12 protein-coding genes and 1 other RNA gene are annotated in these 14192 nt (G+C 72.9%); 4 read left to right on the forward strand and 9 right to left on the reverse strand.

Annotated features, from left to right (window positions below):
* Positions 1–86 precede the first annotated feature (86 nt).
* Positions 87–1061, reverse strand: a complete 975-nt coding sequence (locus ACWFQ8_RS10710) for a LysR family transcriptional regulator (protein WP_453785821.1) — start codon at positions 1059–1061, stop codon at positions 87–89.
* 216 nt (positions 1062–1277) lie between these two features.
* Between ACWFQ8_RS10710 and ACWFQ8_RS10715 the strand changes: the two genes are divergently transcribed.
* On the forward strand, positions 1278–2576 hold the full coding sequence (locus ACWFQ8_RS10715) for an MFS transporter (RefSeq protein WP_453785864.1): 1299 nt from the start codon (positions 1278–1280) through the stop codon (positions 2574–2576).
* Between the two features lie 45 nt (positions 2577–2621).
* Positions 2622–3677: an SH3 domain-containing protein gene (locus ACWFQ8_RS10720; RefSeq protein WP_453785822.1), complete on the forward strand. Its 1056-nt coding sequence runs from the start codon at positions 2622–2624 to the stop codon at positions 3675–3677.
* A 159-nt stretch (positions 3678–3836) separates the two neighbouring features.
* Here the strand turns inward: ACWFQ8_RS10720 and ssrA are convergent.
* From ssrA to ftsE, 5 genes are all read right to left on the reverse strand, one after another.
* Positions 3837–4225: a transfer-messenger RNA gene (gene ssrA, locus ACWFQ8_RS10725) on the reverse strand.
* Positions 4226–4329: 104 nt separating this feature from the next.
* Complete coding sequence (gene smpB, locus ACWFQ8_RS10730; RefSeq protein WP_079405061.1) at positions 4330–4815, reverse strand: SsrA-binding protein SmpB; 486 nt, start codon at positions 4813–4815, stop codon at positions 4330–4332.
* Between the two features lie 18 nt (positions 4816–4833).
* Positions 4834–6030: a S41 family peptidase gene (locus ACWFQ8_RS10735; protein WP_453785823.1), complete on the reverse strand. Its 1197-nt coding sequence runs from the start codon at positions 6028–6030 to the stop codon at positions 4834–4836.
* 67 nt (positions 6031–6097) lie between these two features.
* Positions 6098–7066 (reverse strand): permease-like cell division protein FtsX, encoded by a 969-nt coding sequence (gene ftsX / locus ACWFQ8_RS10740; protein WP_453785824.1) that lies wholly within the window; start codon positions 7064–7066, stop codon positions 6098–6100.
* 9 nt (positions 7067–7075) lie between these two features.
* A complete protein-coding gene (gene ftsE, locus ACWFQ8_RS10745) occupies positions 7076–7765 on the reverse strand; it encodes a cell division ATP-binding protein FtsE (protein ID WP_384538642.1) in 690 nt (229 codons plus the stop codon).
* A gap of 233 nt (positions 7766–7998) precedes the next feature.
* Here ftsE and ACWFQ8_RS10750 point away from each other — a divergent pair, with 233 nt between their 5' ends.
* The gene (locus ACWFQ8_RS10750; RefSeq protein WP_384538643.1) at positions 7999–8190 is read left to right on the forward strand and encodes a hypothetical protein; all 192 of its coding nucleotides are present in this window, start codon (positions 7999–8001) and stop codon (positions 8188–8190) included.
* Positions 8191–8333: 143 nt separating this feature from the next.
* On the opposite strand, the gene prfB is transcribed toward ACWFQ8_RS10750, so the two are convergent.
* Positions 8334–9443, reverse strand: a complete 1110-nt coding sequence (gene prfB, locus ACWFQ8_RS10755; RefSeq protein WP_453785825.1) for a peptide chain release factor 2 — start codon at positions 9441–9443, stop codon at positions 8334–8336.
* A gap of 312 nt (positions 9444–9755) precedes the next feature.
* On the opposite strand from prfB, the gene ACWFQ8_RS10760 reads away from it, so the two are divergent.
* Positions 9756–10757 carry an isopenicillin N synthase family dioxygenase gene (locus ACWFQ8_RS10760; protein ID WP_453785826.1) on the forward strand — a complete coding sequence of 334 codons (1002 nt, stop codon included), beginning with the start codon at positions 9756–9758 and terminating at the stop codon, positions 10755–10757.
* A 176-nt stretch (positions 10758–10933) separates the two neighbouring features.
* Here ACWFQ8_RS10760 and ACWFQ8_RS10765 read toward each other — a convergent pair whose 3' ends face one another.
* Positions 10934–12187, reverse strand: a complete 1254-nt coding sequence (locus ACWFQ8_RS10765; protein ID WP_453785827.1) for a serine/threonine-protein kinase — start codon at positions 12185–12187, stop codon at positions 10934–10936.
* Positions 12188–12346: 159 nt separating this feature from the next.
* Positions 12347–14140 (reverse strand): serine/threonine-protein kinase, encoded by a 1794-nt coding sequence (locus ACWFQ8_RS10770; RefSeq protein ID WP_453785828.1) that lies wholly within the window; start codon positions 14138–14140, stop codon positions 12347–12349.
* Between the last annotated feature and the right edge of the window lie 52 nt (positions 14141–14192).

Genomic DNA, 14192 nt, shown 5'->3' on the forward strand with positions numbered 1-14192 from the left:
ACAGCTGTCGCGTCCGTGGTGACGACTGTAGGAAGGGCGCGTTTCGGCCCCGGTCCCCGCCGGATGACCGGGGGGAAACCTTGCTCTCACCCGGTGCCCGGTACGGGTGTGAGCCGCGCGGGGGTCCAGCTCCCGGCGGGCGGATCGAGCCAGCCCCGCTCGGCCGCCAGCCCGTCGGCCGCGGCGCGCAGGGCGTCCAGCCCGGGATGGGTGAAACCCCTGCGCCACACCATCGACAGCGGGGAGAGCGGCACCGGGCCGGTCAGCGGCCGCTTCGCGGACCCCGGCATGTCGACGAAGTCGACGGTCACCAGCACCGGATTGCGGGTCTTGGCCATCACCCGGCGGAACTCCTCCTTGCCCACGGCCACCGGTGCGGGCGGCGCGAGCCGGATGTCCCGCCCGGCGAACAGCTCGCGGGCCAGCCCGGTCCATTCCAGGGTCCGCGGGTTCCCGGCGCCCGCGTAGACGGTCTCTCCGGCGAGCGCGTCGAGGGGTACGGTGTCCCGCCCGGCCAGCGGATGCCCCTCCGGCAGCAGGACGGCGAGCGGCTCGTACCGTACGGGCCGGCGGGCGAGGCGGGCGCGGAGCGACGGTTCGAGGCCGTCCGCGTAGCCGAAGGCCACGTCGAGCCGCCCGGCGGCGATCTCGGCGGCGGCGTGGGTGAGGCCGCTCTCGAAGCGGGCCATGAGCTCGCAGTCCGGGGCTAGTTCGCGGGCCCGTTCCAGGACGGTGCGGCCGGTGCTGGGGCCGTCGGTGTTCAGGTCGACCAGGAGCGGCCGGGGGCCGGCGGCGGTGCCGAAGGCGGCGGCCAGCTCCTCGTGGGCGCCGAGCACGCGCCGGGCCAGCGGCAGCAGCCGCTCGCCGTCGGCGGTCAGCTCCACCTGCCGGGTGGTGCGGACGAACAGGGGCGTGCCCAGGGTGTGTTCCAGGCGCCGGACGTCGCGGCTGAGGGCCTGCTGGGCGATGTAGAGGCGGGCGGCGGCCCGAGTGAAGTGCAGTTCCTCGGCGGCGGCGACGAACCCGCGCAGCAGTCTCGGGTCCACGTCTCGGGCTGTCACCCCCGGAGACTAACAACAGAAAGGGGTGAATGCCGCCGGAACGGGTGTTGGACCGGGGCGGGGGCCGGGCCGGAGGCTGGTCCCATGCCCGCCACCACCTCGGCCGCCGACGCCGTGCCCGCAACCCCCGCCGCCGCATCCACCGCCGCGCCTGTCCCCGCACGCATCTCCGCCAGGACCCGTACGGTCGCCGCGGCCGCGCGCCCCGTGCCCCGGATGACCGTCACCGGCGGCACCCTCGTCATCGCCGGGCCGGCGGCCACCGGGCAGCGCGCCGCCCCCGGCCGCGGGCGGCGGCCGCGGCGCGAGCCGGGCCCCTACCGCCGGCTGTTCGCCGTGCCCGGCAGCCGCGGCTTCACCGCCGGGAACCTCCTCGCGCGGCTCCCCATGGGCATGTTCGGGATCAGCGCGGTCATGATGATCGCCGACCAGCGCGGCTCGTACGCCCTCGCCGGGGCGGTCACCGCCACCGGCCTGGCGGCCACCGCCGTGGTCGCGCCCTGGACCGCCCGGTTGGTCGACCGGCACGGCCAGGCCCGGATCGCCCTGCCCGCCACCCTGTTCGCCGTCCTCGGCTCGCTCTGCCTGATCGCGTGCGTCCGCACCGGCGCGCCCGCGTGGACCCTCTTCGCCTCGTACGCCGCGACGGCCACCACCCCCAACATCGGCGGCATGTCCCGCGCCCGCTGGACCCACCTGCTGCGCGGCTCCCCGACCGCCCACCACACCGCGATGTCCTTCGAGCAGGCCGCCGACGAGCTCTGCTACATGCTCGGTCCCGTCCTGGCGGCGTTCCTGTGCACCGCGGTGTTCCCGGAGGCCGGCACCCTGGTCGGCGCGGCCCTGTTCCTGACCGGGATGCTCGTCTTCACCGCGCAGCGCTCCACGCAGCCCCCGGTGTCCGCGTCGCCCCGGCACGGCTCCCCGCTGCGGGCCCTGGGGCCGCTGCTCGTGCTCTTCCTGGCCACCGGGCTGGTCTTCGGCTCGATGGAGGTCGCCTCCCTCGCCCACCTCGACGCCCTGGGCCTGGGCGCCGCCTCCGGCCTGGTCCTGGCCCTCCAGGCGGCGGGCTCGTGCGCGGCCGGCCTGCTCTACGGCACCGTGCGCCCGCGTTCGTTGAAGGTGTGCGTGGGCGCCCTGGCCGTGTGCATGGCCCTGCCGTGGGCGGCGGCGGCCGCCGGCTCCCTGGCCGCCCTCGCGATCGCCTTGCTGCTGGCGGGCATGGCCACGGCGCCGACGATGGTCACCGCGATGTCCCGGGTCCACGCCGTGACGCCCGAGGGCCGTCTCAACGAGGGCATGACCCTCGCCGTGACCGCCATCCTCACGGGCATCGCGGCCGGTGCGGCCGGCGCGGGCCTGGCGGTCGACCACTTCGGGGCGACGACGGCGTACCTGCTGCCCGCCGCGGCCGCGCTCCTCGCCCTGCCGGCCGCCGCCGCGGGCCGATTCATGCGGCGGCCGAGTGATCGCTCCCGCGTGGTACGCACGATGGCGGGTCGCGATCGGACATAACTGGGGGTGCCTTCCCCAGCACCTTCCCTTCGCGGAGGAACCCCCTTGCCCTCTTCCCGCTCCGTGTCCTCGGCCCTGATCGTCGCGGCGGTCACCGCCTCCTGTCTGGTGCCGGCCGTACCGGCCCTGGCCGACTCGGCGAACATCCGCTTCACCCAGCCGTACCTCCCCTCGATCGCTCCCGGTCGGACGGGCCGCGTCGTCATCGCGGCCGCCAGCGGGTCGGAAGCCGTCGTCCGCAGCACGTTCCGGATCACCGCTCCGGACCGGACGACCTTCCCCGAGGCCCGGTTCTACTGGAACGGGCAGCGCACGGCCGCCCCGTGCCAGAGGTCGGCCGACGCCCGCCGGCTGACCTGCGAGGCGGGCACCCGCGCCGGCTTCGCCTTCCCCGCGAACGCGCAGACGCACCTGGGGGTTTCGCTCCGGGTCGACTCGGACGCCCCGCAGGGCACGACGCTGGGCGGCGGTGAGTGGGCGACCGGCGCCGACGCGCCCGTCCTGTTCGCCGTCGCCACCCCGGTGACCGGCCCGAAGGGCGACGACGGCAGGCCGGGCAAGCCCGGAAAGCACGGCCACCACGGGAAGCCGGGCAAGCCCGGCCCGCAGGGCGAAAAGGGCGACAAGGGCGACCGCGGCGACACCGGCCCGGCCGGCCCGCGGGGCCCCGGTGGCCCGGGTGGCCCCGCCAATCCGCAGGGCCCCAAGGGCGACAAGGGCAAGTCCGGCCCGCAGGGCCCGAAGGGCCACCACGGCAAGCCCGGCCCCGTCGGCCCGAAGGGCCGCCCCGGACCGGCCGGCCCGCAGGGCCCCCAGGGGCCGAAGGGTGACACCGGCAAGCCCGGCGACTGCAAGTGCGGGGGCCACCACGAGACCCCGAAGGCGAAGATCGTGAAGGGCAAGGGCCTCAACGTCCACTCCGGCCCCGGCACGCACCACAAGACGACCGGCAAGGCCGAGGCCGGCACGGTGGTCGCCCTCCAGTGCAAGGTCAACAGCGAGAAGGTCGACGGCAATCCGATCTGGTACAAGCTCGCCGACGGCAGCGGCTGGATCACGGCCCGCTACGCGCTGAACCTCAACAAGGTCCCGTTCTGCTAGCAGCCCGGCACCACGCATGACCGAGGCCCCGCGGCCCAGGCCGCGGGGCCTCCGCTCGCCCCGCGTGATCAAGGCCCGGTGCCACTGCCGACCCCTGACACGCGAGAACCCCCTGATCCGGCGACACAGTCGCAGATCAGGGGGTTCATCCACATGGGGTGGTGGAGATGGCGGGAATCGAACCCGCGTCCAACGGTGCAGAAGCAGGGCTTCTCCGAGCGCAGTCCGCTGCGCTTTTCTCAGCCCCGGAGATCACACGGACAAGTCTCCGACGGGCTCAGTCACTGTTTGGTTTCCCTCCAACCCCCGTGACCGGGGCTAGAGGTTTAGATCCCTAGTTGACGCCAGGATCCGGACCGGGACCACTTCCGGGCTGACGCTCCTCACAGAGGCTTCAGCTCACTGTTATTAGGCAGCGAGGGTGAAGCGGGAGTTATCGCTCTTGGAGTTGGCGATTATTGTTTGCGACATGTGGTTAGCGAGATCATTGCCGCTTCCTCGGCTCGCTTCCCCTGCATCGACATCCGCTGTCGAAACCGATCATCCCCATGTTTCACGCTATTGAGTTAGAGATACCGCAACGACCGCTCCACCCGCGAGCGGGTGGTGCTGACGCCATGGTACGCGACGTGAACCCCCGCGTGCCAGGAGATTAAACCGTACCCCGCTGCTTGCGTCGGATCGCCGAGATCGCGCGGTTCGTCTCCCGGGTGTCCTGCTTCTCCCGCAGCGTCTGGCGCTTGTCGTACTCCTTCTTGCCCTTCGCCAGCGCGATCTCGACCTTCGCCCGGCCGTCCTTGAAGTACAGCGACAGGGGCACGATCGTGTGACCCGACTCGTCGGCCTTCCGCTCCAGCTTGTCGATCTCCTCGCGGTGCATGAGGAGCTTGCGCTTGCGCCGGGCGCTGTGGTTGGTCCAGGTGCCCTGGCTGTACTCCGGTACGTGCACGTTGTAGAGCCACGCCTCGCCGCCCTCGACCGACACGAAGCCGTCCACCAGCGAGGCCCTGCCCTGGCGCATCGACTTGACCTCGGTGCCCGTGAGCACGAGACCGCACTCGTAGGTGTCGATGATCGCGTAGTCGTGCCGCGCCTTCTTGTTCTGGGCGATCAGCTTGCGCCCTTTTTCCTTAGCCATAGTGCGGTCATTTTCGCACTACGGACCCACCCCGAGGCCACCCAATACCTGCGCGGCCCGTTCCTCGACCCTCTCGCCGGCCGCGAGATCCGGGGTGATGCCGATGCCGTCCAGGCTCCGGCCCTCCGGTGTCCGGTACGTACCCACCGTCAGCTCGGCCACCGATCCGTCCGCCAGCTCCGTCGGCATCTGCACCGATCCCTTGCCGAAGGTCCGGCTGCCCACCGTCACGGCGCGGCCCCGGTCCTGGAGGGCGCCCGTCACCAGTTCGGCCGCGCTCATCGTGCCGCCGTCGACCAGGGCCACCAGCGGGCGGTCCGTGTCCCCGCCCGGGTCCGCGTACAGGGCGCGCTGGGCGCCCCGTACGTCGTAGGTGGCCACGAGCCCGCCGTCGAGGAAGGCGGAGGCCGCCGTCACCGCCTCGGTGACCAGGCCGCCCCGGTTGCCGCGCAGGTCGAGCATGACCCCGGCGCCGGCCGGGGCGGCGCGGACGGCGGACCTGACCCGTTCGCCGGAGCCCCGGGTGAAGGAGGTCACCTTGATGACGGTGATCCCACCCGGGAGCCGGCGTACGGTCACCGGTTCGGTACGCAACTGCTCGCGGCGGACGGTCTCGGTGAAGTCGGCGCCGTCGCGGCTGAGGTTCAGCACGACGGGGGTGCCCGCCCCGCCGCGCAGCAGGGCGACCACGTCGGCCACGGCCAGGCCGGTGACGGCGTGGCCGTCGACGCTCAGCAGCCGGTCCCCGGCCCGCAGGCCGGCTCGGGCGGCGGGGCCGCCCGGCTGGACCTTGTCGATGCCGATCCTGCCGTCGCCGCCGCGCCCGGCCCAGAGTCCGACGCCGGTCCAACGGCCGTCGAGGTCCTCGGCGAAGGCCGCGTACTCGCCCCGGTCGTAGACGGTGCCCCAGCGGTCCCCGCTGCGGCTGACGACCTCCTGGGCGGCCTTCTTGCCCGACTTCCCCTCGGCGACGGCCTCGGCGGCGGCGCGGGCGACGGCCTCCCGGTCGGCGGTGCCCGCGCGGGGCGGCCCGCCGCGGGCCGCGGGCGGTGGGTCGGTGAGGGCTCCCGTACGGGCGGTCCAGGCGGCGGGGTCCTCGCGGTCCCAGCAGCCCGTGGTCGCGCCGGTGCCCACGGCCGCGAGGAAGGCCAACGTCAAAACGGCCCCGCGACGCTTGTCGCGGGGCCGGAGACAGAAGGCGGGAAGACCCGGCATGGCGCCGAGTCTAGGACAAGGCCCGCGCGGGTACGGCGGGTTGACCGGAGTGCCAGGGGGGCGCTCGTCACACCTTCAGGTACTTGCGCAGGGCGACGAAGGCGGCAATCGAGGGCATCAGGAGGCCGATGAACAGGACGTACGGGAGCTTGGCGAGGACCGACCCCCAGCCCATGAAGTCGATGAGCTGGATCTTGTCCCGCAGCCCGACGCCGTGGTCGATCACGAAGTACTGGCCGCTGACGAGCATGGCGCAGGCGAACATCGCGCCGATCAGCCCGGCCACGGCCGCCTCCATGATGAAGGGGACCTGGATGTAGAAGCTGGAGGCACCCACCAGCCGCATGATCCCCGTCTCCCGCCTGCGGCTGAACGCCGAGACGCGCACGGTGTTGACGATCAGCAGCAGCGCCACGACCAGCATGATCAGCATGATGCCGAGGGCCGCGTAGTTGAGGTAGTTGAGGATCCTGAACAGGTCGTCGATCTCCTTGCGCTGGTCGTCGACGGTGTGGATCCCGTCGCGGCCGGCGAAGGCGGAGGTGACGACCTTGTACTTCTCCGGGTTCTTGAGCTTGACCCGGAAGGACTCCTGCATCTGGTCGGGGGTGATGGAGGAGGCCAGCGCGGTGTGGCCGTACTGCTCCTGGTAGTGCTTGTACGCCTCGTCCGCCGACTCGTAGGCGACGGACTTCACCAGGTCCATCCGCTTGAGCTCGGACTCGATCTGCGCCTTCTGCTCGGCGGTCACGGCGCCCTTGCCGCAGGTGGCGACGCCCGCCGCCTGGGTCTGCGCCCCGTCGGGCTTCTTGGCGGCCTCACCGGCCGCCTCGGCGTCCTGCTTGTTGCAGAGGTAGATCGAGACGTTGGCCTTGTCGTACCAGTAGCCCTTCATCCGGCTGACCTGCTCGCGCATGAGCAGGGAGCCACCGAACAGGGCCAGCGACAGGGCCACGGAAATGATGACCGCGAAGGTCATGGTGAGATTGCGACGGAGACCGACGCCGATCTCCGACATGACGAACTGGGCGCGCATGGCGTCCTTTCAGTGCTGGTAGCCGTAGACGCCGCGCGACTGGTCGCGCACGAGACGGCCCTGTTCGAGTTCGATGACGCGCTTGCGCATCTGGTCCACGATCTGCTGGTCGTGGGTCGCCATGATCACGGTGGTGCCGGTCCGGTTGATCCGGTCCAGCAGCTTCATGATGCCGACGGAGGTCTGCGGGTCGAGGTTGCCGGTGGGCTCGTCCGCGATCAGCAGGGCGGGGCGGTTGACGAAGGCGCGGGCGATGGCCACGCGCTGCTGCTCACCGCCGGAGAGCTCGCCGGGCATCCGCTGCTCCTTGCCGCCGAGCCCCACCAGCTCCAGGACCTGCGGAACGGCCTTGCGGATCTCGCCCCTCGGCTTGCCGATGACCTCCTGCGCGAAGGCCACGTTCTCGGCCACCGTCTTGTTGGGCAGCAGGCGGAAATCCTGGAAGACGGTCCCCAACTGGCGCCGCATCTGCGGGACCTTCCAGTTGGAGAGCTTGGCGAGGTCCTTGCCCAGGACGTGCACCTGGCCGTGGCTCGCCCGCTCCTCGCGCAGGATCAGCCGCAGGAAGGTGGACTTGCCGGAGCCGGAGGAGCCGACGAGGAAGACGAACTCGCCCTTCGCGATGTCCAGGGAGACATCTCTGAGTGCGGGGCGGCTCTGCTTCGGGTAGGACTTGGAGACGCTGTCGAATCGGATCACGGGTGCACCACGGTCGCCGGGAGTAGGTGTGCGTGACCATACGCGAACGGGCGCGGGGTGTGGACCCGGCGACCGGACTTGCCCCTTTTATCCCCGCCTCCACGGGGTCCGGACCGCGATTGCCCGGACGGGCCGCGCCGAATGTCGGCGAAGCTGGCACAGTGGTAGGGGGAACGGTCTCGTTCCCCACGCCGTTGTACCCGACAGTGCCCAGGGGACGAGAGGAGGAGCGCATGACATATGACCGGCTCGTGTGCGCGAACTGCGCCGGACCCGTCAGCCAAGGCCGCTGCCCTGTGTGCCGGGCGAACCGGGAGCGCCTCCAGCAGGAGGGCCCCTTCTCCGGCCTGAATCCCGTGACGCTCATCGTGTTCATGGTGGTTCTCGTGGCAGCCCTGGTCCTGGTGGCCCAACAGGCCGCGTAGTCGTCGCAGCGTCGCCGTACGCGCGGCCGCGCGGTCGCGCCGCGTACCGATCAGTGCCCAGCACGGCGGAAGGGCCCGGACCCCCCTCGGGGTGTCCGGGCCCTTCGCGCACCTACGCGCACACCTGAGCGAGGCGTCGCGCGTTACGCGGTCTGCTCCTGCTGCTTGCGCCAGCGGATCCCGGCCTCCAGGAAGCCGTCGATCTCGCCGTCGAGCACCGCCTGCGGATTGCCGACCTCGAACTCCGTCCGCAGGTCCTTGACCATCTGGTACGGGTGCAGGACGTAGGAGCGCATCTGGTTGCCCCAGGAGCTGCCGCCGTCCTTGAGGGCGTCCATCCTGGCCTGCTCCTCCTGGCGGCGCCGCTCCAGCAGCTTCGCCTGGAGGACGTTCATGGCGCTCGCCTTGTTCTGGATCTGCGAGCGCTCGTTCTGGCAGGAGACCACGATGCCGGTCGGGAGGTGCGTGATGCGCACCGCCGAGTCGGTGGTGTTGACGCCCTGGCCGCCGGGGCCGGAGGCACGGTAGACGTCGATGCGCAGCTCGCCCTCGTCGATCTCGACGTGGTCGCTGGACTCGACGACGGGGAGCACCTCGACGCCCGCGAAGGAGGTCTGGCGGCGGCCCTGGTTGTCGAAGGGCGAGATCCGCACCAGGCGGTGGGTGCCCTGCTCGACCGAGAGGGTGCCGTAGGCGTACGGCGCCTTGACGACGAAGGTGGTCGACTTGATGCCGGCCTCTTCCGCGTACGAGGTCTCGTACACCTCGGTCGGGTAGCCGTGCCGCTCGGCCCAGCGCAGGTACATGCGCTGGAGGCGCTCGGCGAAGTCGGAGGCGTCGACGCCGCCGGCCTCGGCCCGGATGTTGACCAGGGCCTCTCGCTCGGCGTACTCGCCGGAGAGGAGGGTCCGGACCTCCATCTCGTCCAGCGCCTTGCGGACGGACACCAGCTCCGCCTCGGCCTCGACGAGGGTGTCCGCGTCGTCCATCTCCTGGGCGAGCTCGAAGAGCACCGCGAGGTCGTCGATGCGCCCCCGCAGGGTCTCGGTCTTGCGGACCTCCGCCTGGAGGTGCGAAAGCTTGCTCGTGATCTTCTGAGCGGCCTCCGGGTCGTCCCACAGGGACGGCGCGGCGGCCTGCTCCTCGAGCACGGCGATATCTGCCCTCAGCTTGTCGAGGTCCAGGACGGCCTCGATCGACCCCATGGTCGAGGAGAGGGACTTCAGCTCTTCGGAAACATCGACGACTGCCACGGGTCCAGCGTAGCCGGTCCCCGGGCGGCACCGGCCGGGCAGGCCGGATCACCCGTACTAATGAATGCTCGTACGGGCGTACGCTCACCGTATGACCGTTCTCCTCGTCAAGCGCCGCCATGTCGACCACATGCGTGTCACGACGACGAGCTGTCAGCCGCCGGAGCACAGCCAAGCCTGATCCACCCGATCCGACTTGGTCCTGTACGCGGCTGCCGCGGCCCCGGCACATCCCTGTCGGCGCCCCTCCCCGCCCGCGGCCCCCACCACCCCTGGGGAACAGGACCCCGTGACATCCGAAACGGAGCCGTCATGCCGTCCGCGCACACCCTTCCGGTCCTGGACCTCTCCCGGGCCGACGACCCGGCCCAGCGGGCCGATTTCCTCACACAGCTGCACGCAGCCGCCCGGGACACCGGATTCCTGCACCTCACCGGGCACGGTGTCACCCCGGCCGAGAGCGCGCGGATCCTGGAGCTGACCAAGGCCTTCTTCGCCCTCCCGGAGGCGGACCGGCTCGCCGTGAGCAACCTGAACTCCCCGCACTTCCGGGGCTACACGCGGATCGGCCACGAGCTGACCGGCGGCGCCAGCGACTGGCGGGACCAGCTGGACGTCGGCGCCGAGCGCCCGGCGCCGGAGCTGGGGCCGGACGACCCGGCGTACCTGTGGCTGGAGGGCCCGAACCAGTGGCCGGCGGCGCTCCCGGAGCTGCGGACGGCGGTCCTGGAGTGGCAGTCGCGACTGGCGGCGGTGGCCCACCGGCTGCTGCGGGAGCTGCTGGTCTCCATCGGCGCCCCGGCGAACTTCTTCGACGAGGCCTTCGCGGACCGCCCCCACCTGCACACGAAGCTGATCCGCTACCCCGGGTCCGCCCCCTCCGGCGCGGACCAGGGAGTCGGCGCGCACAAGGACTACGGGTTCCTGACGCTGCTGCTCCAGGACTCGGTGGGCGGGCTCCAGGTCGTCCGGGACGGCGGCTACGTGGACGTACCGCCGCTGCCGGGGGCCTTCGTGGTCAACCTGGGCGAGCTGCTGGAGATCGCGACGGAGGGCTACCTGACGGCCACCGACCACCGGGTGGTCAGCCCGCCGGGATCGGTCGAGCGGTACTCGGTCCCCTTCTTCTACAACCCGCGGCTGGACGCGGTCGTCGAGACCGTCCCGGGCGACTACCTGCGCGCGGCACCGGGGGTCGCGCACGACGCGGCGAACCCGCTCCACGCGGAGTACGGGCGCAACGAGCTGAAGGGCTGGGTCCGGGCGCACCCCTCCGTCGCCCGACGCTGGCACCCGGAGCTGGTGGCGGCGTAGCCCCTCGGGGGTGCGGTGGCGGGCGCGCCGCGGTCGCGCGGGGCCGTACCGGGCGCCGCCCGGCCTCCTGCGGTGAGGGGGTTACGGCCGCGCCGGGCCCCCGGGCTCCGCCCGGACCCGCGCCTCGAACGCCGGCGAGTCCGATGCCTGTCCGCACCCGGCGCGCGCATCGGGGGTTACGGGGTGCGGGTGCCCGACCGCTTGCTGTCCTGCGGGGGCGGCGGCTCGTCCCCGCCGGAGAGGGCGAGCCAGCTCCCGACCCCCACGGCGGCGGCCAGCGCCAGCGCCGAGGCCGACATCACCAGCCGCCGCTTGCGCGCCGCCTCCGCCCGGTGCCGGGCGGAGCCCGGCCGGTGGCCCCCGGCGGGCCGGGGCACGCGGGCGGTGCCGAGCGCGCCGCCGGCCAGCTCGTCCGGGCCCGGGACCCGCATCGAGGTGTGGGTGTCCCGGTTGGAGTCGGTCGCGGACCCCGGCACCAGCGGGACGACGCCCCGGCGGCGGACCGGATCGCCCGCGGTCGTCTCCTCCGCCTCCGGCGGCTGCGGGTCCGCGTCGTCCGGCTCGTCCACGTCCAGCGGCGGCATCCCGGCCAGCAGCGGCAGCAGGTCCCGCAGCCGGGCCGACAGCTCGGACGCCCGCAGCCGCGAGGCCGGGGCCTTGGCCAGGCACTGCACGATCAGCTGCCACAACTCGTCGGGGATGCCCGGCAGCGGCACGACGGTCTCGGTCACGTGCCGGCGCAGCACCGCGCCCGGGTGGCCCCCGCCGAACGGGGTGAAACCGGCCAGCAGCTCGTACAGGACGGTGGCCAGGGCGTATATGTCGACGGCCGCCCGCGGGGGCAGGCCCTCCACGATCTCCGGCGCCAGATAGTCGGGGGTCCCGATGATCCGGGTCGTCGGCGCCGAGGCCCGGCCGGCCGAGGCCCGGCGCGGGGAATCGATCAGCTTGGCCACGCCGAAGTCGGTGAGCAGCGCGGGGTGCGCGCCGCCCGGGCCGAGCGGGCCCTGCATGTCCAGCAGGACGTTCTCGGGCTTGACGTCCCGGTGCACGACCCCCGCCGCGTGCGCCGCCGCCAGCGCGTCGGCGACGTCGGCGACGATGGCCACGGCCGCCTCGGGGGCGAGCCGCCGCTCCCGATCGAGCCGCGTGCGCAGGTCCGTACCGCGGACGAGGTCCATGACCAGGGCGAGGTCGTTGCCGTCGACGACGAGGTCCCGGACGGAGACCACGTGCGGATGGTCCAGGCCCAGCAGCGCGCTGCGCTCCTGGACGAAGCGTCCGACCAGCTCCTGGTCGGACGCGAGGTCCTCGCGCAGCAGTTTGACGGCGACGGGCCCGTCCGGCCCCTCGCCCAGCCATACCGTGCCCGCGCTGCCGCGCCCCAGGATCTGGTGCGCGGTGTACCGGCTGCCGATCTTCCGTGCCACGACTGCTCCCTCAGCGGCTGGCGTACGCATCAAAGCTACGCGGCCGGGCCTCGGTTGGAGGCCAGTAGGGGGCCCGATTCGCGGCGACCTCCACTTCTGCGGGCGAAATCACGCCCCAGAAGTCGACAAATCCACGAAGTCGGCACCGCGGGGCCCCGCTCAGGGCGTGCCGCCGCCCGTGGTCCCGCCGAGGTCGCCGAGCCAAGTGGCGATGTCGGAGCCCCACGTCCACACCTGGTCCCACCAGCCGCGGCCGGTACCGATCCACTCCTGGAGGGGGGTCATCTCCCAGACCAGCCAGCCCGCCACGAAGAACAGCAGGATCAGGACCACGCAGCCCTTGAGGCAGCCCAGCCCGGGGATCCGCACCGGGTTGGCGCTGCGGCGGCGGGGCTCGCGCGGGGCCTGCTGCGGCGGCGGGGCCTGCGGCGGCTGCTGCTGGGGCGGCTGCTGCTGAGGCTGGCGGTACTGGGGTTGCTGCGGCTGCTGGTACGGCTGGGGCTGGTGCTGCTGCGGCTGATAGTGCTGCGGCGGACCGGGCGCGTACTGCTGCTGGGGCGGCTGCTGGTACTGCGGCGGCTGCTGGGGCGGTCGCTGGTACTGCGGCGGCCGGCCCTGGCCGTGGCCCTGCCGGCCGTACGGCTGCTGCTGCGGCTGCTGGGGCGGCTGCTGCCCGTACTGCTGGGGCCGCTGCTGCGGCGGCGGGGGCGCCTGGCGCTGCGGGCGGCGGCGCAGGGGGTCCTCGCTCGGGTCGAGGTACTGCACCTGGGTCTGCTCGTTGCGGTCGCGGGCGGCCGCCATCTGGGACTGCCACGGGTGCGGCTGGTCCGGGCGGTCCACGGGCGGCATGACGGACGTGGCGTCCGCCGCCGCCGCGCCGGGAGCACCCGCGGCGGGCAGCACGGAGGTGGCGTCGGCCGCGCCGACCGGCGGCATGACGCTGGTCATGGCGTTGGGGTCGTAGGCACCGGCCTGCGGCCCGGCGCCGGGCAGCACCTGGGTGAGGTCGGCGGTGCCGGGGGTCTCGGGGACCGGGGCCGGCGAGGGGTCGGGCGCGAGCAGCGCGCCGACGCCGAGCGCGGCCTCCACCTCGGCGGCAGAGGAGTGCACCCCGATGCCGGAGGCGACCACGCGCAGGGCGCGCGCCAGGTTCTCGGCGCTGGGGCGCTCGTTCGGCTCCTTGCGCAGGCAGCGCTCGACGACCGTCCACAGCGGTTCGGGCACGGTGGAGGGCCGCTGCGGGTCCTCGCTGAGGTGCCGGTGGAGCACTTCGAGCGCGGTGCCCCCGGCGAACGGCGGGCGGCCGGTGAGCAGCTCGTAGAGCAGGATGCCGGCGCCGTAGATGTCGACGGCGGAGGTCTGCGGGCGCCCCTCGGCGGACTCGGGGGCGACGTAGGCCGGGGTGCCCACGAACTCGTGGGTGCGGGTCAGGCCCGGGGAGTCCGCGAGGCGGGCGATGCCGAAGTCGGTGAGCATCGGCCGCATCTGGCCGCCGCTCTCGTCGAGCAGCACGTTGGCGGGTTTCAGGTCCCGGTGGACCACGCCGTCGGCGTGGCTGGCGGCGAGCGCGTCCGCGATCTGGGCGGTCAGCAGGCTCGCGGCGACGGGGCTGAACGGCCCGTTCTGGCGGAGGTACTTGTGCAGGTCCGGGCCGTCGACGAGGTCCATGACCAGGGCGAGCAGGTCGCCCTCGACCACGAGGTCGCGGGTGCGCACGATGTTGGGGTGCGTGAGGCGCAGCAGCACCGCGCGCTCGCGCAGGAAGCGCATGACGATGTCCGGGTCGTGGGCCAGCTCCTCCTTGAGGACCTTGATGGCCACGGTCTCGCCGGGACGCCCGGCGACGGCCGCCTCCGCGCCGGCGGTCTCCCGCTGGTGGGCGCGCCAGACGGTGCCCGTCGCGCCGCGCCCGAGCGGCTCTTCGAGCAGGTACTTGCTGCCGACTGGCCGCACGTCTCGCGCTCCCCTGCTGTCGTCTGTTTCGTCGATACGTTTTCCGGCCCAC

This window comes from Streptomyces sp. NPDC055254, assembly GCF_053606025.1.